The organism is Streptomyces sp. CLV115 (assembly GCF_038448545.1).
In the GTDB taxonomy this organism is placed as follows: domain Bacteria; phylum Actinomycetota; class Actinomycetes; order Streptomycetales; family Streptomycetaceae; genus Streptomyces; species Streptomyces sanglieri.
Window position 1 is genome coordinate 1 of the sequence record NZ_JBCEWQ010000087.1, and the last position, 19,861, is coordinate 19,861.

Genomic DNA, 19,861 nt, shown 5'->3' on the forward strand with positions numbered 1-19,861 from the left:
GGGTGGGGTGGGGCGGGGGTGAGCTGGACCGGCGGGCCGCTCCGGCCGCCCGGGCCGCTGGGACCGATGGGCCGCCCGGGCCGCTGGGACCGATGGGCCGCTCGGGCCGCCGGGGCCTGTGGGCTACTCGGGCGGTTCGTCGGCCAGCTCTTCCAGCGCCCGCCAGATCTCGGCGGTGATCCGGACCGCCGCTTCGGCGTCACGCGCCGCGCACGCCTCGATCAGCTGCTCGTGCAGCTCCGCGGAACCGTGCGCGGAGCCGGCCGTACCGAACCGCCGCCACTCCAGACGCCGGATCAGCGGGGTGTAGCGCTCGACGGTGGCGGCCACGGCCCCGTTGCCGCAGGCGGCGACGAGTACGTCGTGGAGCCGGTCGTCGGCGCGCAGCGCCTCCGCCACGTCGCCACGGCCGGTCGCCTTCCGGAACCGTTCGTTGGCGGCGCGCATCACGGTGACGTCCGCGTCCGTGAGGTGAGGTACGGCGGTCCTGGCGGCCAGCTCCTGCATGGCTCGTACGACGGCCGCCGCGTCCCGGACGTCGCCCGGCACCAGCCGGGTCACCCGGGTGTAGCTCTGTGGCTTGGATTCGACCAGGCCCTCGCCCGCGAGCCGGGACAGCGCGTCGCGGACCGGGGCCCGGGAGAGCCCCAGGCGGTCGGCGAGGTCGGCATCGCGGACGGGGGCACCGGGCGGGATGTCACCGCGGACGATGGCGTCGCGGATCGCTTCGTACGCGGTGTCCCGCAGCAGGGTCCGCCGGACGGGGCGCAGGGTCTCCATGAATTGACATGTTAGATGTCTGTGCGCTCCCCGCTCAAGGGTCCGTGCGCTCAAGGCTCCGTACGTCCGGAATTCGCCGCCCTCCACGCGGGGCACGGCGAAAGCCCACTCGGATGAGGCTTCGCGCTCCGGGCCGCATAAGCTCATCCTGGGCAACGGGACACACCGTTGCCCCGTTGTTTGCCCGGCAAGCTGAGAAAGAAGTGTGAGCAGGGTGTTTTCGCAGGTCAGCCGGACGACCAGGACTGCGAGGTAGGCGCAAGGTGCACATCGTCATCATGGGCTGCGGGCGAGTAGGAGCCGCTCTCGCGCAGACCCTGGAGCAGCAGGGGCACACGGTCGCCGTCGTCGACCGGGACCCGACGGCGTTCCGTCGGCTCGGGTCCGGATTCGGCGGACGGCGCGTCACGGGTGTGGGCTTCGACCAGGACACCCTCCGCGAGGCGGGTATCGAGGAGGCCGGTGCGTTCGCCGCGGTGAGCAGCGGCGACAACTCGAACATCATCGCCGCCCGGGTGGCCCGCGAGATGTTCGGCATCGAGAATGTCGCGGCGCGCATCTACGACCCCCGGCGTGCCGAGGTCTACCAGCGTCTCGGCATCCCCACGGTCGCCACCGTGCGCTGGACCGCGGACCAGATGCTGCGGCGGCTGCTGCCTTCGGGCGCCGAGCCGCTGTGGCGGGATCCGAGCGGTGGTGTGCAGCTCGCGGAAGTGCACACCACGCCGTCCTGGATCGGCCACAAGATCAGCACGCTGCAGGAGGAGACGGGCGTCCGCGTGGCGTTCCTCACCCGGCTGGGCGAAGCCATACTGCCCACCTCGCAGACGGTGCTGCAGGAGGGCGACCTGGTCCACGTGATGATGCGTACGGACGAGATCGCGAAGGTCGAGGCGGCCTTCGCCGAGGGTCCTGAGGAGGGCGGTCACTGATGCGTGTCGCGATTGCCGGGGCCGGTGCGGTGGGTCGTTCCATCGCGGGCGAGCTGCTGGAGAACGGGCACGAGGTGCTGCTCGTCGACAAGGCGCCGACCGCCATCTCGGTGGAGCGGGTGCCGATGGCCGAGTGGCTGCTGGCGGACGCCTGCGAGATCACCTCGCTCGACGAGGCGGCGCTGCAGCGCTGCAACGTCGTGATCGCCGCGACCGGCGACGACAAGGTGAACCTGGTCGTCTCGCTGCTCGCCAAGACGGAGTACGGCGTGCCGAGGGTCGTCGCCCGGGTCAACAACCCGAAGAACGAGTGGCTGTTCAACGAGGCCTGGGGCGTCGATGTGGCGGTCTCGACGCCGCGTCTGATGTCGGCCCTGGTCGAGGAGGCGGTGAGCGTCGGCGATCTGGTCCGGCTGCTGCGCTTCAGCCACGGCGACGCCAACCTGGTCGAACTGACCCTGCCCCCGGAGTCGGCGCTGGCCGGCACCCGGGTCGGCGAGGTGGCCTGGCCCGAGGACACCTCGCTGGTCACCATCATCCGCGGGCAGCGGGTTCTGACGCCGAACACCGAGGAGACCCTGGAGGCCGGCGACGAGCTGCTGTTCGTGGCCGCGCAGGCTCGCGAGGAGCAGCTGGAGGACCTGCTGTCGGTGCGCCGGGGCGACTCGGACGACTGAGAGCAGGGCGTACGTACGGGGAGGGCCCGGAACCGTGTGTCACGATTCCGGGCCCTCCCCGTGGTTTCGGAGCGAGTGGTCCGGGAGCAAGTGGTCTCGGGGCGGCTGTCCGCCGCGTCTCAGAACTCCTGGTTGCGCGCCGCGGCGGCTGCGGCGGCCTCGGCCGCCTTCCGGTCCTTCTCCGCCTGCTCCTCGGCCTCCATCTCGGCGAAAACGTCGATGGGCGGCGGCGCCTTGGCGAGGAAGACCCAGGTCAGATAGACCGCGAGGAGGAACGGGGGGATCTTCAGGGCGACCAGGACCCAGCCGAACTGGGTGGTGTCGGCCCACCAGTACAGCGGGAAGAGGATCGCGCACTTGGCGAGCAGGATCAGGCCCCAGGCGTAACTGGCCTTGGCGTACGCCTTCTTGCGGCCGGGGTTCCTGGTGCGCCAGGAGAGGTTCTCCTTGAACACCGGCCCCAGGATCAGACCGATCAGCGGCACCCCGGCGAGGGTGGTGATCAGGTAGGCGAGGGCCAGGCCGAGCGTGTAGAGCATGCCCGGCAGATAGAAGTCCTTGGCGTTGCCCGTCATCATCGCGAAGACCACACCGAAGGCCACCCCGAAGACGCCACTGAAGGCGTGCTTGACGGTGTCCTTCCGGATCAGTCGCACGGCGACGAGGATCAGGGACACCGCCAGGGCCGCGATGGCCGAGCTGTGCAGATCCTTGTTGATCGTGAAGATGGTGACGAACAGCAGCCCGGGGACGACTGTCTCCACCATGCCCCGGACACCGCCGAACGCCTCGAAGAGCGCGGCCTCGGTGACCGCCTTCGTGTCGGCCGCCTCCTGAGCGGTGCGGGTGGTGCGGTCCGTGTCGGACGTCGGCTTGTCGAGAGACGTCACCGGCTACTCCTTGCCGAGCGGTCGGAGTTCGTATTTGGGGTTGAACAGCACCCGGCGCCCGTGGCTCATGGCGATCCGGCCCGAGGCGATGAGCTTGCGCCCCGGTTCTATGCCCACGATGGAGCGCCGGCCCAGCCAGACGACGTCCAGCGGAGCGGTGCCGTCGAAGAGCTCGGCCTCCAGGGCGGGCACTCCGGCGCGCGGCCGCAGGGTGACGGTCCGCAAGGTACCAGTCACCTTCACGATCTGTCGGTCGGTGCATTCGGAGATCCGAGTGCAGCCCGAGGCCTGCGAGTCCTCCTGGAGCTCCTCGGACTCAAGATCCTCCTGCGAGGTGGACAGCCGGTCGAGCATCCGCCGGAAGCGGCCCGACGGCTTTTCCGCCTTGCCGGACTTGTCGGATCGAGGAACAGCACTCATACCCGAAGGGTACCGGTCCCGGCTGCTCCGGGCGGGTGTCCCCGCTCTCACTCGAACGGGTGACCGGGCGTGGACCCCGCGAGACGGCCGGGGTCACCCTCGCCGATCGCGGTGGGCGGCCCGGCCCTCCTTCCGGCCGTCTGCCCCGCCGCCCGCTCAGCCGCGCTCGAAGCGGTACCCCATGCCCGGTTCGGTGACGAAGTGCCGGGGGTGCGAGGGGTCCGCCTCCAGCTTGCGCCGCAGCTGGGCCATGTAGACCCGCAGATAGTTGGTCTCGGTGCCGTACGAGGGCCCCCAGACCTCCTGGAGCAGCTGTTTCTGGCTGACCAGCCGGCCACTGTTGCGGACCAGGACCTCCAGCAGGTGCCACTCGGTGGGGGTGAGCCGTACGTCGCGCCCCTCGCGGTGGACCTTCTTCGCCGCCAGGTCGACGGTGAACCCCTCGGTCTCGACGATCACGATGTCGTCGGATCCCTGCTGCCCGACGGGTTCGGCGCGGCGGACCGAGGCGCGCAGCCGGGCCAGCAGCTCGTCCATCCCGAACGGCTTGGTGACGTAGTCGTCCGCGCCGGCGTCCAGGGCCTCCACCTTCTCGTCGGAGGTGTGGCGGGCGGAGAGGACGAGGATCGGCACCCGGGTCCAGCCGCGCAGCCCCTTGATCACCTCGACGCCGTCCATGTCCGGCAGCCCGAGGTCGAGGACGACCACGTCGGGGTGACGGGCGGCGGCGAGCTGGAGGGCGGTGGCGCCGTCGGGCGCCGCGTCCACCTCGTACTTGCGCGCCTTCAGGTTGATCACGAGGGCGCGTACGATCTGCGGCTCGTCGTCGACCACAAGCACCCGGGTCATGGGGGCCCTGCCTTTCTGCTGTACGTCGATCTCCCGGGACGTGGCGGAGATCATGAGGTGATCCATGTGGCCGGGCGTTCCGCCCGGATCATGAGGTGACCCGCGCGGGCAGGTCGGGGCCGACCGGAACGTACCCCGACGCCGCCTTGAGCGTCAGCACCATGGTGAGGCCGCCGCCGGGGGTGTCCTCGGCGTCCAGCGTGCCGCCCATGGACTCCACGAAGCCGCGGGCCACGGCCAGGCCCAGTCCGACGCCGGCGCCGCGCGGGGCGTCGCCGTAGCGCTGGAAGGGCTCGAAGATGCGCTCCTTGGCGTCGTCGGGGACGCCGGGGCCGCGGTCGGCCACCCGTAGCTCGACGCGTTCGCCGAGTGCGCTGGCGGCCACCGTGACGCGTTCCGCGTAGCGGCTGTACTTCACGGCGTTCTCGACGATGTTGGCGACGGCCCGCTCCAGCAGTCCCGGGTCGACCTCGACCATCGGAAGGGTCTCGGGGATGTCCAGGTCCACGCTGTCCTCGGGGACACCGCCGAGCGCCATCGGGACCACCTCGTCGAGGTCGATCTCGCGGATCAGCGGGGTGACGGTGCCGGTCTGGAGCCTGGACATGTCCAGGAGGTTTCCCACCAGGTGATCGAGGCGGTCGGCGCCGTTCTCGATGCCCTCCAGGAGTTCGGCCTGGTCCTCGTCGGACCAGGCGACGTCGTCGGAACGCAGCGAGCTGACGGCGGCCTTGATGGCCGCGAGCGGGGTACGCAGGTCGTGGCTGACGGCGGCGAGCAGCGCCGTCCTGATCCGGTTGCCCTCGGCGAGCCGCCGGGCCTCCTCCGCCTCGTCGACCAGGCGCTGCCGCTCCAGCACGACGGCGGCCTGCGCGGCGAACGCGCCGAGCACCCGGCGGTCCTCGGCCGGCAGCACCCGGCCGGAGAGGGCCAGCGCCATGTGGTCGCCGACGGGCATGTCCACATCGGCGTCCTCCGGCCGGGCCACCGGGCCCGGCCCGACGCTCCCGGCGCATGTCCACGGGTCGACGTCGCTCACGCGCTCCAGCAGGGCGACGGACTCCATGCCGAAGGTCTCGCGGACCCGGTCCAGGAGCGCGTCCAGCGTCGTCTCGCCGCGCAGCACGCTGCCCGCCAGGAAGGAGAGGATCTCCGACTCGGCGCGCAGCCGGGCCGCCTGGTGGGTGCGGCGGGCCGCCAGGTCGACGACCGAGGCGACCGAGACCGCCACCGCGAAGAAGATCACGATGGCGACGAAGTTCTCCGGGTCCTGCACCGTCAGGGTGTGGGTGGGCGGGGTGAACCAGTAGTTCAGCAGCAGCGAGCCGGCGGCGGCCGACGCGAGGGCGGGCAGCAGTCCGCCGAGCAGGGCGGCGGCGACCGTCATGAAGAGGAAGAGCAGGACGTCGTTGGCCAGCCCGGGGCCGTTGCCCAGGCCGCTCAGGAGCAGCGTGAGGAGGGCGGGGCCGCCCACCCCGACCAGCCAGCCCCACATGATCCGGACCCGGCCCAGCCGGGCACCGCGGGCGATGGGCAGGCCGCGCCCCTTGGCGACCTCTTCGTGGGTGACGATGTGGACGTCGAGGTCGGGCCCGGACTCCCGGGCGACGGTAGCGCCCACCCCGGGTCCGTAGATGTACTGCCAGGCCTTGCGGCGGCTGGAGCCGAGGACGATCTGCGTGGCGTTCACCCCACGGGCGAATTCGAGGAGCGCCGATGGTATGTCGTCGCCGATGACGTGGTGGAACGTGCCGCCGAGGTCCTCCACGAGGGTGCGCTGGACGGTGAGTTCCTTGGGGGAGGCGGAGGTCAGCCCGTCGCTGCGGGCTATGTAGACGGCGAGGATCTCGCTGCCCGAGCCCTTGGCCGCCATCCGGGACGCGCGGCGGATGAGGGTACGGCCCTCGGGGCCGCCGGTGAGTCCGACGACGATGCGTTCGCGGGCCTGCCAGGTGGTGCGGATGTTGTGCTCGCCGCGGTACTGCTGGAGGTATTCGTCGACCCGGTCGGCGACCCAGAGCAGGGCCAGTTCGCGCAGCGCGGTCAGGTTGCCGGGCCGGAAGTAGTTGGAGAGGGAGGCGTCGATCCGGTCCGGCTTGTATATGTTGCCGTGGGCCATCCGGCGGCGGAGCGCCTGTGGCGACATGTCGACCAGTTCGAGCTGGTCGGCCCGGCGGACGACCTCGTCGGGGACGGTCTCGCGCTGCCGCACACCGGTTATCGCCTCGACGACGTCACCGAGCGACTCCAGGTGCTGGATGTTGACCGTGGACACCACGTCGATGCCGGCCTGGAGGAGTTCCTCGACGTCCTGCCAGCGTTTGGCGTTGCGGGAGCCCGGCACATTGGTGTGTGCCAGTTCGTCCACCAGGGCGACGGCGGGGGCGCGCTCCAGGACCGCGTCGACGTCCATCTCGGTGAAGACGGCGGAGCGGTACTCGATCTCGCGGCGCCGGACCTGTTCCAGGCCGTGCAGCATGACCTCGGTGCGCGGCCGGTCGTGGTGCTCCACGAAGGCGACGACGCAGTCGGTGCCGCGCTCCACGCGCCGATGGGCCTCGGAGAGCATCGCGTACGTCTTGCCGACGCCGGGTGCCGCACCCAGGTAGATCCGAAGCTTGCCGCGTGCCATGGCCCCATTGTCTTCTCTTGAACCCGGCTGCGTCCGATGCGGCAGCCGCTTCGAAGCTACCTCGCAGATTGTCGACAAATGGGCCGGTGGGTGGGGCGGGGGACCGTATTGACAGGATTCTGACGCCGCGGACGGGCCGCGGGCGCCCCTCGGCGGCCCGCGGCCCCGCCCCCTACGCGTGCTCGACGATGTGCCCGTCGCTCAGTTCGAGCACCCGGTCCGCCAGCCCCAGCAACTGGGGGTCGTGTGTCGCCACCAGCGCGGTGACGCCCTCGCTCCGTACCACCGCGCGCAGCAGCTCCATCACCGCGAGCCCGGTCTCCGCGTCGAGCTGTCCGGTCGGCTCGTCCGCGATCAGCAGGGCGGGCCGGTTGGCGAGGGCGCGGGCGATGGCGACGCGCTGCTGCTGTCCCCCGGACAGCTCGCCGGGGCGCTGGGCGGCGTGGTCCGCCAGGCCGACCAGGGAGAGCAGCAGCGCCACCCGGTCCTCGCGCTCGCGCGGGTCCGCCTTGCGCAGCCGCATGGGCACGCCGACGTTCTCCGCCGCGGTCAGGATCGGGATGAGGCCGAACGACTGGAAGATGAAGCCGACCCGGTCCCGGCGCAGTTCCAGGAGTCCGTCCTCGCCCAGCTCGGCGAGGTCCGTGCCGTCGACGGTGATCCGGCCGCCGTCGGGGCTGTCGAGCCCGCCGAGCAGGTTGAGCAGGGTCGTCTTGCCGGAGCCCGACCGGCCCTTGAGCGCGACCAGCTCGCCGCGCGGAATCTCGAAGGACACCCCGCGCAGCGCGTGCACGGCCCCGGCACCGGAGCCGTACGAACGGTGCAGTTCCTCGACCCGGACCATGGGACCGCCGGCGGGCTCCTCGGCGACCGCGGTGCCGCCCTGTCCGTCGGTGCCCGTACGGCCGGTGCTCTCACTCATGTCTCTCCCCGTGAACGTGCTCGGTCCCCATAGGCCGCCAGTATGTGCAATGCGCACAGCGCTGGACAATGGCCGACGGCTGTCCGCCTTCCGGCCGGATGCCGATGCGGCGGGTGTGCCGCACCGCTCCCCCTGTCGAAGTGCTACCGCTTTCCGACAACTTCACGACAACTTTCTGACACCGGCCGACCAGCCTGGCCGACGTCCGGGCCACGGGGCGAGCGCCCCGTCCTGATCGTCCGGACCGTCTTGAAAGGGTGTGTATGACGTCACGCAGGAGCCTTCCCCGGCTGGCGGCCGCGGTTCTGGGGGTGTCCCTGACCCTGTCCGCGGTCCCCGCCGCCACCGCGGACCCGCGGATCCCCGCCGCCCCCACCGTCTCCGAGCAGCAGGTCATGCCCCATCTGCGCGCCCTGCAGCGCATCGCGGACCGCAACGGCGGCAACCGCGCGCACGGCACGAAGGGGTACGCGGAGTCGGTGGCGTACGTGAAACGCGCCCTGGACCGCGCCGGATTCCGTACGAGGCTGGTCCCCTTCACCCACGACGGCGCCACCGGCAACAACCTGATCGCCGACTGGCCGGGCGGCGACCCGGACCACGTGCTGATGACCGGCGCCCACCTCGACAGCGTGAAGGAGGGGCCGGGGATCAACGACAACGGCTCGGGTTCGGCCGCGGTCCTGGCCACCGCCCTCCAGGTGGCGAGGACCGGCCTGAAGCCCGAACGGCATCTGCGGTTCGCGTGGTGGGGCGCCGAGGAGCCGGGGCTGATCGGCTCGGCGGAGTACGTCGGGAAGCTCTCCGCGGCCGACCGCCGCAGGATCGACGTCTACCTCAACTTCGATCAGGCGGGCAGCAGGAACACCCGGCAGTGGCTCGTGATCCACGACGACGAGCACGGTGAGACCGAGGCCCAGCAGGCGTTCGAGGCGTGGTTCGCCGAGCGGTCCGTCCCCACCTTCGACATCGGCGTCGGCGGCTCGGACCACGAGTCGTTCGGCAACGCCGGCATCCCGTCGTCCGGCTTCAGCACCGGCATCTCGGACTGCATCCACGAGGCCTGCGACGACCTGTCCAACGTGGATCCGAAGACGGAGCGGACCAGCACCGAAGCCATCGTCGGCGTGCTGTGGAAGCTCGCCGCCACCACACCCCGGCACTGACCGCCACCCCCAGGAACGAGACATGTACAGACTCCTGAACCGACGCCGCAGGACCGTCGCCGCCCTGGTGGCCGCGGTCGTGTGCGGTTCCGTGCCGGCCACCGTCCCCGCCTCGGCCGCCATCGGCACCCCGGGGCTCGGCGACCCTTACTTCCCCGACGACGGCAATCCCGGCTACGACGTCTCCCACTACGACGTCCGCATCGCCTACGACCCGGCGCACACCGACCGGCTCGACGGCGACACCACCGTCACCGCCCGCGCCCTGACCCGCCTGGACCGGTTCGGCCTGGACCTCAAGGGCTTCACCGTCGCGTCGGTGAAGGTGAACGGCGCCCCGGCGAAGGCGTTCTCCCGGGCCGGCGCCCACAAGCTGTTCGTCACCCCGGCCCAACCGGTGGCGAAGGGCTCGACGTTCGAGGTCCGGGTGAAGTACGCGGGCCGGCCCGACCCCGAAGGCTGGCACACCCTGGAGACCGGCGGCGCGAACGTGGCGGGCGAACCGCACTCAGCGACCTCCTGGTACCCCGCCAACGACCACCCGTCCGACAAGGCCACCTTCGCCCTCACGGCGACGGTCCCCGACGGCTGGACGGCCGTCGGCAACGGCCTGCCCGGCCCCGAGAGCGTCAAGGACGGCCGAAGGACCTTCCGCTGGTTCGAGAACCGGCCGATGGCCACCTACCTCAGCACGGTCGCCATCGACCGGTTCACCGTCCACCGCGGCCGGACCGCCGCCGGGACACCGGTCATCACGGCGTACAGCCCGGATGCCGTCATCGATGCCGAGGCGGAGGCCCAGCAGACGGAGATCCTGGACTTCCTGGCCTCGAAGTTCGGCCCGTACCCGTTCTCCTCCGCGGGTGCCGTCGTCGTCGTCGGGGCCTCGAAGGAGCCGGGCGGCGGCCCTCTCGCCCTGGAGACGCAGAGCCGCCCCACCTACGGCTCCATGCTCTTCGACGCCTCGATGGTCCACGAGAACACCCACCAGTGGTTCGGTGACAGCGTCTCGTTCAAGGACTGGCGGGACGGCTGCGTCGCCGAGTGCTTCGCCCAGTACGCGGGCCAGCTGTGGGAGGAGCACAAGGGCGCCGACCTGGACCGGGACTACTACCGGTCCGAGTTGGCGGAGTACGCCGACGACCCGTCCTTCTGGTCCGTCAGGCTCTACGACCCGGGACCGGGCAAGGAACTGGACGGAGCCCTGTACTTCAAGGGCTCGCTGATGCTGCACGCGCTGCGCCGCACGGTGGGCGACGAGGCGTTCTTCCGGACGCTGCGGACCTGGACCCGCGACCACGCGTACGGCAATGCCTCGTTCCGGCAGTTCGAGGCGCTCGCGGCGAAGGTCTCGGGCAAGGACCTCAAGGGCTTCTTCGCGGCGTGGGTGGACGGCACGGTGATCCCCCCTCACCAGTACCTGTACCCGGGCTCCCTGGGCACCCCGGCCCGGTGAACAGGTGTGGCGGTGCGCCGGGTCGGCCCGGGCGCCCCGCCACACCGTCCCGCTCAGACCCTGCTCACTTCGCCAACTGCTTCAGGGCGACGTTGAGCTGGAGGACATTGACCCTCGGCTCCCCCACGAAGCCCAGGATCCGGCCGTCCGTGTGCTGTTCGACGAGCTTCTCCACCCGGTCGACGGAGAGGTGGTTCCGCTCGGCCACCCGGCGCACCTGGAGCTGTGCGTAGGCCGGGGAGATGGCCGGGTCCAGGCCGGAGCCGGAGGAGGTGACGGCATCGGCCGGCACGTCCGAGGGGCTGACCGGGTGGCCGGGGACGGAGTTGTCCTTGACCACGGCGGCCTTGGCCGTCCTCACCCAGTCGATCAGCTCCTTGCTGTCTCCGGCGCGGTTGGTCGCGCCGGAGAGGATCAGCTTGTACTGGGTGTTGACGCTGTTGCTGCCCAGGCCGTTGGAGGGGCGCGGCTGGAACCACCTGAGGTCCGGGGCCGCGGTCTCCTGCCCCTTCTTCAGCGGCAGGTCGTAGCGCTGGCCGATGAGTTCGGAGCCGACGACCCTGCCGTTCGCGGACATCTCGGAGCCATTGGCCTGGTGGGGGAAGACACCCTGGGCGACGCCGGTGACGGCGAGCGGGTAGAGCACGCCGCAGACGACGGTGAGGACGAGCAGGGCCCGCAGCCCGGCCCAGAGCAGCCGGGCGGTGTTTCCTACGGAGTTGTTCATGGCGAGTCAGCCGTTTCCTGGATTCAGTTCAGCCCGGGTACGAGGGAGATGACCATGTCGATGATCTTGATGCCGATGAACGGGGCGACCAGGCCTCCGAGTCCGTAGATCCCGAGGTTGCGCCGGAGCATCGAGTCGGCGCTGCTGGGCCGGTAGCGCACGCCCTTCAGGGCGAGCGGCACCAGCGCGACGATGATCAGCGCGTTGAAGACGACGGCCGACAGGATCGCGGACTGGGGCGAGGACAGCTGCATGACGTTCAGCTTGTCCAGGCCGGGATAGACCACCGCGAACATCGCGGGGATGATCGCGAAGTACTTCGCGACGTCGTTGGCGATCGAGAACGTCGTCAGCGCACCGCGGGTGATGAGCAGCTGCTTGCCGATCTCGACGATCTCGATCAGCTTCGTGGGGTTGGAGTCCAGGTCCACCATGTTCCCGGCCTCCTTGGCGGCCGAGGTGCCGGTGTTCATGGCCACGCCGACGTCCGCCTGGGCGAGCGCGGGGGCGTCGTTCGTGCCGTCCCCGGTCATCGCGACGAGCTTGCCGCCCGCCTGCTCCCGCTTGATGAGGGCCATCTTGTCCTCGGGCGTGGCCTCGGCGAGGAAGTCGTCGACGCCGGCCTCCTCGGCGATGGCCTTCGCGGTCAGCGGGTTGTCGCCGGTGATCATGACCGTGCGGATGCCCATCCTGCGCAGCTCGTCGAACCGCTCCCGCATGCCCTCCTTGACGACGTCCTTGAGGTGGATGACGCCGAGGACCCGCGCCCCCCGCTCGTCCTCCAGGGCCACCAGCAGCGGTGTGCCGCCCGCCTCGGAGATCGTGGCGGTGAGCGCCTTCGCGTCCGGTGCGACGGTGCCGCCGCGCTCCTCGACCCAGGCGACGACCGAACCGGTGGCGCCCTTGCGGACCCTGTGCCCGTCCACATCGACGCCGGACATGCGCGTCTGGGCGGTGAAGGCGACCCACTCGGCCTGCCGCAGCTCGCCCTGGTGGCGTTCGCGCAGCCCGTACTTCTCCTTGGCGAGCACGACGATCGAGCGGCCCTCGGGCGTCTCGTCGGCCAGCGAGGAGAGCTGGGCGGCGTCGGCCAGTTCGGCCTCGGTGGTGCCCTTGACGGGTACGAACTCGGCGGCCTGCCGGTTGCCGAGCGTGATGGTGCCGGTCTTGTCGAGCAGCAGCGTCGAGACGTCTCCGGCGGCCTCGACGGCCCGCCCCGACATGGCGAGGACGTTGCGCTGCACCAGCCGGTCCATGCCGGCGATGCCGATCGCGGAGAGCAGTGCGCCGATCGTCGTCGGGATCAGACAGACCAGCAGCGCGGTCAGCACGATCATCGACTGCTTCTGCCCGGCGTACATCGCGAAGGGCTGGAGGGTGACGACGGCGAGCAGGAAGACGACGGTGAGGGACGCGAGAAGGATGTTCAGCGCGATCTCGTTGGGCGTCTTCTGCCGGGCGGCGCCCTCGACCAGGGCGATCATCCGGTCGATGAACGTCTCGCCGGGCTTGGTGGTGATCTTGACGACGATCCGGTCGGAGAGCACCTTCGTGCCTCCGGTGACGGCCGACCGGTCGCCGCCGGACTCCCGGATGACGGGCGCGGACTCGCCGGTGATGGCGGACTCGTCGACGCTCGCGACGCCCTCGACGACGTCTCCGTCGCCGGGGATGATGTCACCGGCCTCGCAGACCACCAGGTCGCCGACGCGGAGTTCGGTGCCGGGCACCCGCTCCTCGTTGGAGCCGATGACCCTGCGGGCGACGGTGTCGGTCTTGGCCTTGCGCAGGGTGTCGGCCTGCGCCTTGCCGCGGCCCTCGGCGACCGCCTCCGCCAGATTGGCGAAGATCGTGGTCAGCCAGAGCCAGACCGCGATCGCCCAGCCGAACCACTCCCCCGGATTCAGGCACGCCAGCACGGTGGTGAACACCGAACCGATCAGCACGACGAACATGACCGGGGACTTGACCATCACCCGGGGGTCGAGCTTGCGTACGGCGTCGGGGAAGGACCGGATCAGCTGCGCGGGGTCGAACAGGCCGACGCCGACGCGTCCTTCGCTCTGGTGACCCGTGGGCGCGTCCTGATGCGGTGCCCGGGTGGGGGTGACAGTGGACATCGAGTCCTCTTGCTCCGTACGAGTGGTCATGACGCCAGCCCCTCGGCCAGCGGCCCCAGCGCCAGGGCCGGGAAGAAGGTCAGCCCGGTGATGATCAGGATCGTGCCGACCAGCAGTCCGCTGAACAGCGGCTTGTGCGTGCCCAGGGTTCCCACGGTCGCCGGTACGGGCTTCTGCTCGGCGAGCGAGCCGGCCAGCGCCAGGATGAACACCATCGGCAGGAAGCGGCCGAGCAGCATCGCGAGACCGATCGTGGTGTTGAACCACTGGGTGTCCGCGTTGAGCCCGGCGAACGCCGAACCGTTGTTGTTCGCGCCCGAGGTGTAGGCGTAGAGGATCTCGGAGAATCCGTGTGCGCCGGTGTTGGCCATCGAGTGGGGCGGGGTGGGCAGCGCCATCGCGGCGGCGGTGAAGCAGAGTACCAGCGCCGGGGTGATGAGGATGTAGCAGGCCGCGAGCTTGATCTCCCGGGTGCCGATCTTCTTCCCCAGGTACTCCGGCGTGCGGCCGACCATCAGCCCGGCGATGAACACCGCGATGATCGCCATGACGAGCATGCCGTAGAGGCCGGAACCGACACCTCCGGGCGCGATCTCGCCGAGCTGCATGCCCAGCATCGCGATCCCGCCGCCGAATCCCGTGTACGAGTCGTGGAAGGAGTTCACCGCACCGGTGGAGGTGAGCGTCGTGGCCACCGCGAAGATCGACGAGCCGGCGATCCCGAACCGGGTCTCCTTGCCCTCCATCGCCCCGCCCGCGATCTCGAACGCGGGCCCGTGGTGGGCGAATTCGGTCCACATCATCAGGGTGGTGAAGCCCAGCCAGATGACACCCATCGTCGCGAGGATCGCGTAACCCTGCTTGAGCGAGCCGACCATGCGGCCGAAGGTCCGCGTCATCGCGAAGGGAATGACCAGGATCAGGAAGATCTCCAGCAGGTTGGACAGCCCGTTGGGGTTCTCGAACGGGTGGGCCGAGTTGGCGTTGAAGTAGCCGCCGCCGTTCGTGCCCAGCTCCTTGATGGCCTCCTGGGAGGCCACGGCGCCGCCGTTCCACTGCTGCGAGCCGCCCATGAACTGCCCGACCTCGTGGATGCCGGCGAAGTTCTGGATCGCTCCGCAGGCAACCAGCAGCAGCGCGCCGACCACGGCTATCGGCAGCAGGATGCGTACGACCCCCCGGACCAGGTCGGCCCAGAAGTTGCCGAGTTCACCGGTGCGGGAGCGTGCGAAGCCGCGTACGAGGGCCACTGCCACGGCCATGCCGACGGCGGCCGAGACGAAGTTCTGCACCGCCAGGCCGCCGGTCTGCACGACGTGGCCCATGGCCTGTTCGCCGTAGTACGACTGCCAGTTGGTGTTGGCGACGAACGACGCCGCCGTGTTGAACGCCTGGTCCGGATCGATCGAGGCGAAGCCGAGCGAACCGGGCAGCGACCCTTGCAGCCGCTGCAGCAGATAGAGGAAGAGGACGCTCACCGCGGAGAAGGCGAGCACCCCGCGCAGATACGCGGGCCAGCGCATCTGCCGGTCGGGGTCGGCGCCCACGGCCTTGTACATCCATTTCTCGACCCGGAGGTGCCTGGTCGAGGAGTAGACGCCGGCCATGTGGTCGCCGAGCGGACGGTACGCCAGCCCCAGCGCCACCACGAGCGCGAGGACCTGGAGCACACCGGCGAGGACGGGGCTCATATCGCGCTCAGAACCTCTCCGGGTACAGAAGGGCGAGGACGAGGTAGCCCAGCAGGGCGACGGCCACTATCAGACCGACGATGTTCTCGGCAGTCACAGCTTCGCCACCCCCTTGGCGACGAGAGCCACCAGCGCGAAGACCGCGATCGTGGTGACGACGAAGGCCACATCGGCCATCGTGTGCTCCTAGATGAGGTACGGATTTCTCGGACCTCTTGAGCAAACCTCCCGCCGCGACCCTTCTGGCCTGCGTTGATGGCTTCCTTACGGGGAACGTCGGGCCCTTGACGGCGCACATACGTGCCCCATACGCGCCCCATACGCGCGCCCCTTCGCACGCTGTCCGGAAACCGCCCCGGCCACGGAAACGGCCGGTGGGCCGCACCCCCTCACAAGGGGATACGGCCCACCGGCCGAAGCTGTGCCGGGCGGCTGCCCGGATCCGCTCAGCGCACCTCGGTGATCTCGGGTCCGCGCTGGAGCTGGCCCATGCCGCCGGAGAACTTCGAGCTCTCCTGGCTCTCCTGCTGGACCCCTTCGGGGACCATCTGGGCATCGTTGGGCAGCTTGAGGACGATCGGGTCGCGCGGCGCCATGGGGCCCTCGCCCCGGACCACCACGGTGTCCCGGAAGATCGTCTCCAGCAGCCCGGCCGCCTCCGGCTGCACGGCGCCCTGGCCGGAGATCACTCCGCGCAGGAACCAGCGGGGCCCGTCGACGCCGACGAAGCGCACCAGCTGCACGCCGTTCGTCCCGTCCGGGAGCTGTACGGGGACCTGGGCACGCAGCTCCCAGCCCAGCGGGCCCTCGACCTCGTCGATGATCCCGCCCTGCTGGGTGATGCCGGAGGCGATCTCCTCGCGGACCTCGCCCCAGATGCCCTCCTTCTTGGGGGCTGCGAAGGCCTGGAGCTGGACGGCGCTGTCGCGCAGCACCACGGTCGCGGCGACGATGGCGTCACCGGCCACCTCGACGCGCAGCTCCATGCCCTCGACGCCGGGCACGAAGATGCCGCCCAGGTCGACCCGGCCCTCGCCGGGCTGGGAGACCTCGGAGACGTCCCACGGCCCGTCCGGTCGCGGTGCCGGCGGGAGGTTCACCCGACGCGGGCCGCTGTCGGCGCCGTCGGTGTCATCGAGCTCGTCGACGACCTGCTCGGCCTCGCGCGCTTCGTCCGCCACGTCCTCGGCGGAACCACTCTTCTTGCGACGTCCGAACACGTCACTGTCCTTCCCGGTCGGGTACGACCGAAGCGTAGCTGTTACCGCCCTGGGTGTTCCCGCCCCTGACGCCATCGACATCACCGGAGGCATGCCCTCCGGTGGATCCGAAGCCTCCCTCGCCGCGGGCCGAGCCCGGCAGCTGAGCCACCTCGTGGAAGCGCACCTTCTCGACCTGCTGGACGACCAGTTGGGCAATCCGGTCGAACCGCTCGAACCGCACCGGCTCTCGCGGGTCGAGGTTGATGACGATCACCTTGATCTCTCCACGGTACCCGGCATCAACCGTCCCCGGGGCATTCACCAGGGCGACTCCGCAGCGCGCGGCGAGCCCGGAGCGCGGGTGCACGAACGCGGCGTACCCGTCGGGCAGCGCGATCGACACCCCGGTGGGCAGCACCGCCCGCTCGCCGGGGGCGAGTTCGACGGCCTCGGTGGTCACCAGGTCCGCCCCGGCGTCGCCCGGGTGCCCATAGGCCGGAATCGGCACGTCCGGGTCGACCCGGCGGATGAGTACGTCCACGGGCCGGCGCATCAGGGGTTCACCTCGAAGGCACGGGCACGCCTGACCTGGTCCGGGTCGGCCATCGCCGCCTCGATCTCGGCCGGGCGGCCGTTCTCGATGAAGTGGTCGACCTTGACCTCGATGAAGAGGGCTTCGGCCCGGACCGCCACGGGCCCGTCCGGGCCACCGATCCGGCCGGTCGCCCGGGAGTAGATCTTCCGGCCGTGCACCGCGGTGATCTCGGCGTCGAGGTGCAGCACGGTGTCCACCGGCACCGGGCGCACGAAGTCGGTCTCCAGCCGTCCGGTCACGGCGATCACCCGCAGGAGCCAGTTGAGCGAGCCGAGCGTCTCGTCCAGCGCGGTGGTCAGGATGCCGCCGTGCGCGAGCCCCGGGGCGCCCTGGTGGGCGGCCTGCACGGTGAACTCGGCGGTGACGCTGAGACCGTCGCCGGCCCGCGCCTGGAGGTGCAGCCCGTGCTGTTGTCCTTCGCCGCAGCCGAAACAGTGTTCGTAGTGCGCGCCGAGGAGTTCGCCGGGGGCCGGGGCTTCGGGGTGCCGGACCGGTCTCACCGCGTCGGCCGGGGGCTTCAGAGCCGCAGATGTTCCACTCACAGGCGCAGACCTTACCCGCGCGGCTACCCGCGGGTCGCGCCGTGCCAAGCTTGGGTTCATGCAGCCTTCCACCCCGCCTTTCGACGAACGACTCACCGCACCCCGTTCGTGGTGGCTCATCGCCTTCCTGGTCGGCATCGCCTGCGCGCTGATGCTGCTGCCGCTCGGCACCCTGCCAATGCTGGCCGGCCTGGTGGGCGGCACGGCCCTGTCGGCGGTCACGGTGAGCTCCTACGGCTCGGCCAGGATCCGGGTCGTGGCGGGCGCCCTGGTCGCCGGTGACGCGCGGATCCCCGTGACGGCGCTCGGCGAGGCCGAGGTGCTGGACGGGGAGGAGGCGCGCGCGTGGCGCTCGTACAAGGCGGACACCCGGGCGTTCATGCTGCTGCGCAGCTACATCCCGACGGCGGTCCGGGTGGAGGTCACCGACCCGCAGGACCCGACCCCGTACGTCTATCTCTCGACCCGCGAGCCGCAGGCCCTGGTGGCCGCCCTCACGGCCGTGCGCACCTGATCGGGCGGGGAGAAAACGGCGGCGGCCCCTTCGCGGGCGGCGGCGGCCCCTTCGCGGGCCGTCAGGGCCGTTCACAGGCCCTAGGGCTCCAGCTCGCCCGGGACTGCCCGGTACGGGCCCACCTGCCGCTCCAGCGGCGGCAGCTCGGGGAGCCGGTCCCAGGGGATCTGGCGCTTGCGCAGGTCCTTCCTGACCCGTTCGGCGAGCTTTCTGGTGTCGCGCCGGTTCATCACCGCGCCGACGGCGGCGCCGACCATGAACGGGACCAGGTTCGGCAGGTCGCGCACCATGCGCTTCATGATCTGCTGGCGCAGTTCGCGTTTCATCTGGCCGCCCAGCGCCGCGTTCACCGTCGTGGGGTGGGCGACGTCGATGCCGCGCTCCTGCGTCCAGGACGTGAGGTAGGCGGTGGAGCGCCGGCCGAGCCCGCCCGGCGGGCGCAGCCCGTAGACCTCGTGCAGCTCGGCGACGAGCTTCATCTCGATCGCGGCCACACCGGTGATCTCCGTCGCCAGCTCGGCGAGCATGGCGGGCGGTACGGGCAGCATCGCCGCCGCGCCGATTCCGGCACCGACGGTGGCGGTGCCCTTGCTCGCGCCCGCGATGAGCTTGTCGGCGAGCTCCTCCGGGCCGAGCCCGGGGAACTGCTTGCGCAGGGTGGCGAGATCGCGCACAGGGACGCGGGGAGCGTTCTCGATGATCAGGTCGGCGATATGACCGATCGCCGCCCTGGCGCTCTCCCCGCCCTTGCGTACGCCCCGTTTCACTGAACCCGGACGGCCTGCCCCGGTCACGGGCTCCGTCCTGTCGACCTGTCCGGCCCCATAGGCCGCGTCGACTTCCTCGATCGCCGCGATCACTTCTTCGAGCGAGGCCGACCGGCCCCGCTCGTCGTCCCGCTCGCCCGGAGAGGGTGGCAGGGCGGACCGCTCGGCAGGCGCTGTCACGCCTTCTGCCGGGCCTGTGCCGCCCTGATTCGCCTCCGACGACCTCTTGCGCCGCAAGCGCCGCTTCCGGAACGGTGTGTCGCCTGCCACGGTCGGTGCGACCTAGTCGCAGTCGCGGCAGATCGGCTGGCCGTTCTTCTCGCGTGCCAGCTGGCTCCTGTGGTGCACGAGGAAGCAGCTCATGCACGTGAACTCGTCGGCCTGCTTGGGCAGGACCCTGACGGCCAGCTCTTCGTTGGACAGGTCTGCGCCGGGCAGCTCCAGTCCTTCGGCCGCGTCGAATTCGTCGACGTCGACGGCGGACGCCGTCTTGTCGCTCCGGCGAGCCTTGAGTTCCTCAAGGCTGTCCTGATCGACGTCGTCGTCGGTCTTGCGTGGGGTGTCGTAATCCGTTGCCATGTCGCTCTCCCCCTCTGGGTGTCTGCGGTGTCTCAGCGCACGTAACGCGTGAGAGGCCGGACTTGTGCCCGACCCGAGGCGGAGATTTTGCCTCACATCAAGGTCTGTTACTCAATCGACACCCAAAAGGGCCGCTCGGGAGTGGCCGGCTTGGGTGGCGATGGGGACCGTACACGGTCCCGGTGTCGCTCTTCACGGGCGCCACCCCGTGTACTTCCCGTGATATCGGGCCCCGAAAACCCCGACTTTTGCGGGTTTTCCGGTGGAGCGCCTGATCACGGAGCGTTGACTGCAAGAAATTCGCTCCTGTGATCGATCACACACGGAAGATCTGGGAGCAGGTCCCGAAAATTCCGCTCAAAGCGAACAAACTAATTCGTGCCCGGATCGCTCCGACCGG

Annotated in this window: 20 protein-coding genes; 5 read left to right on the top strand and 15 right to left on the bottom strand. The window is 70.5% G+C overall.

Annotated features, from left to right (window positions below; translation table 11 throughout):
* Positions 1–123: 123 nt before the first annotated feature.
* Positions 124–780 carry a GntR family transcriptional regulator gene (locus tag AADR41_RS26290; RefSeq protein ID WP_342283880.1) on the bottom strand — a complete coding sequence of 219 codons (657 nt, stop codon included), beginning with the start codon at positions 778–780 and terminating at the stop codon, positions 124–126.
* Between the two features lie 263 nt (positions 781–1,043).
* Between AADR41_RS26290 and AADR41_RS26295 the strand changes: the two genes are divergently transcribed.
* Both AADR41_RS26295 and AADR41_RS26300 read left to right on the top strand, forming a co-directional pair.
* A complete protein-coding gene (locus AADR41_RS26295) occupies positions 1,044–1,712 on the top strand; it encodes a potassium channel family protein (RefSeq protein ID WP_342283881.1) in 669 nt (222 codons plus the stop codon).
* Positions 1,712–2,389, top strand: coding sequence for a potassium channel family protein (locus AADR41_RS26300; protein ID WP_342283882.1), 678 nt, complete (start codon positions 1,712–1,714; stop codon positions 2,387–2,389). Before AADR41_RS26295 ends, AADR41_RS26300 begins: the two co-directional genes overlap by 1 nt.
* A gap of 119 nt (positions 2,390–2,508) precedes the next feature.
* Here the strand turns inward: AADR41_RS26300 and AADR41_RS26305 are convergent, their stop codons facing one another.
* The 5 genes from AADR41_RS26305 to AADR41_RS26325 form a co-directional block, all read right to left on the bottom strand.
* Positions 2,509–3,279, bottom strand: coding sequence for a DUF3159 domain-containing protein (locus tag AADR41_RS26305; RefSeq protein WP_342283883.1), 771 nt, complete (start codon positions 3,277–3,279; stop codon positions 2,509–2,511).
* A gap of 3 nt (positions 3,280–3,282) precedes the next feature.
* Positions 3,283–3,699 (bottom strand): OB-fold nucleic acid binding domain-containing protein, encoded by a 417-nt coding sequence (locus AADR41_RS26310; protein WP_164495335.1) that lies wholly within the window; start codon positions 3,697–3,699, stop codon positions 3,283–3,285.
* A 156-nt stretch (positions 3,700–3,855) separates the two neighbouring features.
* On the bottom strand, positions 3,856–4,548 hold the full coding sequence (locus AADR41_RS26315; protein ID WP_124721532.1) for a response regulator: 693 nt from the start codon (positions 4,546–4,548) through the stop codon (positions 3,856–3,858).
* An 88-nt stretch (positions 4,549–4,636) separates the two neighbouring features.
* Complete coding sequence (locus tag AADR41_RS26320) at positions 4,637–7,180, bottom strand: sensor histidine kinase KdpD (RefSeq protein ID WP_342283884.1); 2,544 nt, start codon at positions 7,178–7,180, stop codon at positions 4,637–4,639.
* A 172-nt stretch (positions 7,181–7,352) separates the two neighbouring features.
* Complete coding sequence (locus AADR41_RS26325; protein WP_342283885.1) at positions 7,353–8,102, bottom strand: ABC transporter ATP-binding protein; 750 nt, start codon at positions 8,100–8,102, stop codon at positions 7,353–7,355.
* A gap of 263 nt (positions 8,103–8,365) precedes the next feature.
* Between AADR41_RS26325 and AADR41_RS26330 the strand changes: the two genes are divergently transcribed.
* Positions 8,366–9,268, top strand: coding sequence for a M20/M25/M40 family metallo-hydrolase (locus AADR41_RS26330; protein ID WP_342283886.1), 903 nt, complete (start codon positions 8,366–8,368; stop codon positions 9,266–9,268).
* Between the two features lie 22 nt (positions 9,269–9,290).
* Positions 9,291–10,724, top strand: coding sequence for a M1 family metallopeptidase (locus AADR41_RS26335; protein ID WP_342283887.1), 1,434 nt, complete (start codon positions 9,291–9,293; stop codon positions 10,722–10,724).
* 64 nt (positions 10,725–10,788) lie between these two features.
* On the opposite strand, the gene AADR41_RS26340 is transcribed toward AADR41_RS26335, so the two are convergent.
* From AADR41_RS26340 to AADR41_RS26370, 7 genes are all read right to left on the bottom strand, one after another.
* Complete coding sequence (locus AADR41_RS26340; protein WP_342283888.1) at positions 10,789–11,451, bottom strand: potassium-transporting ATPase subunit C; 663 nt, start codon at positions 11,449–11,451, stop codon at positions 10,789–10,791.
* 23 nt (positions 11,452–11,474) lie between these two features.
* Positions 11,475–13,601: a potassium-transporting ATPase subunit KdpB gene (kdpB, locus tag AADR41_RS26345; protein WP_342283889.1), complete on the bottom strand. Its 2,127-nt coding sequence runs from the start codon at positions 13,599–13,601 to the stop codon at positions 11,475–11,477.
* Positions 13,598–15,262 carry a potassium-transporting ATPase subunit KdpA gene (kdpA, locus tag AADR41_RS26350; RefSeq protein ID WP_342283890.1) on the bottom strand — a complete coding sequence of 555 codons (1,665 nt, stop codon included), beginning with the start codon at positions 15,260–15,262 and terminating at the stop codon, positions 13,598–13,600. The genes kdpB and kdpA overlap by 4 nt, the downstream gene beginning before the upstream one ends.
* Positions 15,263–15,269: 7 nt before the next feature.
* On the bottom strand, positions 15,270–15,359 hold the full coding sequence (gene kdpF, locus AADR41_RS26355; RefSeq protein WP_037701211.1) for a K(+)-transporting ATPase subunit F: 90 nt from the start codon (positions 15,357–15,359) through the stop codon (positions 15,270–15,272).
* Positions 15,360–15,708: 349 nt separating this feature from the next.
* The gene (locus AADR41_RS26360; protein WP_342283891.1) at positions 15,709–16,482 is read right to left on the bottom strand and encodes a DUF3710 domain-containing protein; all 774 of its coding nucleotides are present in this window, start codon (positions 16,480–16,482) and stop codon (positions 15,709–15,711) included.
* Between the two features lies 1 nt (position 16,483).
* Positions 16,484–17,017: a dUTP diphosphatase gene (gene dut / locus AADR41_RS26365; protein WP_124721000.1), complete on the bottom strand. Its 534-nt coding sequence runs from the start codon at positions 17,015–17,017 to the stop codon at positions 16,484–16,486.
* Complete coding sequence (locus AADR41_RS26370) at positions 17,017–17,601, bottom strand: PaaI family thioesterase (RefSeq protein WP_342283892.1); 585 nt, start codon at positions 17,599–17,601, stop codon at positions 17,017–17,019. Before AADR41_RS26370 ends, dut begins: the two co-directional genes overlap by 1 nt.
* 58 nt (positions 17,602–17,659) lie before the next feature.
* Between AADR41_RS26370 and AADR41_RS26375 the strand changes: the two genes are divergently transcribed.
* Positions 17,660–18,115, top strand: a complete 456-nt coding sequence (locus tag AADR41_RS26375; protein WP_342283893.1) for a DUF3093 domain-containing protein — start codon at positions 17,660–17,662, stop codon at positions 18,113–18,115.
* A gap of 80 nt (positions 18,116–18,195) precedes the next feature.
* On the opposite strand, the gene AADR41_RS26380 is transcribed toward AADR41_RS26375, so the two are convergent.
* Positions 18,196–19,152, bottom strand: a complete 957-nt coding sequence (locus tag AADR41_RS26380; protein WP_342283894.1) for a hypothetical protein — start codon at positions 19,150–19,152, stop codon at positions 18,196–18,198.
* Between the two features lie 12 nt (positions 19,153–19,164).
* Positions 19,165–19,461 carry a DUF4193 domain-containing protein gene (locus tag AADR41_RS26385; protein WP_003965732.1) on the bottom strand — a complete coding sequence of 99 codons (297 nt, stop codon included), beginning with the start codon at positions 19,459–19,461 and terminating at the stop codon, positions 19,165–19,167.
* Positions 19,462–19,861: the final 400 nt, after the last annotated feature.

Excerpts from the sequence above, each read along its gene's own strand:
- AADR41_RS26330 (WP_342283886.1), top strand. The coding sequence starts at position 8,366 with ATGACGTCACGCAGGAGCCTTCCCCGGCTGGCGGCCGCGGTTCTGGGG.
- AADR41_RS26340 (WP_342283888.1), bottom strand. The coding sequence starts at position 11,451 with ATGAACAACTCCGTAGGAAACACCGCCCGGCTGCTCTGGGCCGGGCTG.
- AADR41_RS26290 (WP_342283880.1), bottom strand. The coding sequence starts at position 780 with ATGGAGACCCTGCGCCCCGTCCGGCGGACCCTGCTGCGGGACACCGCG.
- AADR41_RS26310 (WP_164495335.1), bottom strand. The coding sequence starts at position 3,699 with ATGAGTGCTGTTCCTCGATCCGACAAGTCCGGCAAGGCGGAAAAGCCG.
- AADR41_RS26375 (WP_342283893.1), top strand. The coding sequence starts at position 17,660 with ATGCAGCCTTCCACCCCGCCTTTCGACGAACGACTCACCGCACCCCGT.
- AADR41_RS26315 (WP_124721532.1), bottom strand. The coding sequence starts at position 4,548 with ATGACCCGGGTGCTTGTGGTCGACGACGAGCCGCAGATCGTACGCGCC.
- AADR41_RS26325 (WP_342283885.1), bottom strand. The coding sequence starts at position 8,102 with ATGAGTGAGAGCACCGGCCGTACGGGCACCGACGGACAGGGCGGCACC.
- AADR41_RS26300 (WP_342283882.1), top strand. The coding sequence starts at position 1,712 with ATGCGTGTCGCGATTGCCGGGGCCGGTGCGGTGGGTCGTTCCATCGCG.
- kdpA (WP_342283890.1), bottom strand. The coding sequence starts at position 15,262 with ATGAGCCCCGTCCTCGCCGGTGTGCTCCAGGTCCTCGCGCTCGTGGTG.
- AADR41_RS26385 (WP_003965732.1), bottom strand. The coding sequence starts at position 19,461 with ATGGCAACGGATTACGACACCCCACGCAAGACCGACGACGACGTCGAT.
- dut (WP_124721000.1), bottom strand. The coding sequence starts at position 17,017 with ATGCGCCGGCCCGTGGACGTACTCATCCGCCGGGTCGACCCGGACGTG.
- AADR41_RS26335 (WP_342283887.1), top strand. The coding sequence starts at position 9,291 with ATGTACAGACTCCTGAACCGACGCCGCAGGACCGTCGCCGCCCTGGTG.
- kdpB (WP_342283889.1), bottom strand. The coding sequence starts at position 13,601 with ATGACCACTCGTACGGAGCAAGAGGACTCGATGTCCACTGTCACCCCC.
- AADR41_RS26320 (WP_342283884.1), bottom strand. The coding sequence starts at position 7,180 with ATGGCACGCGGCAAGCTTCGGATCTACCTGGGTGCGGCACCCGGCGTC.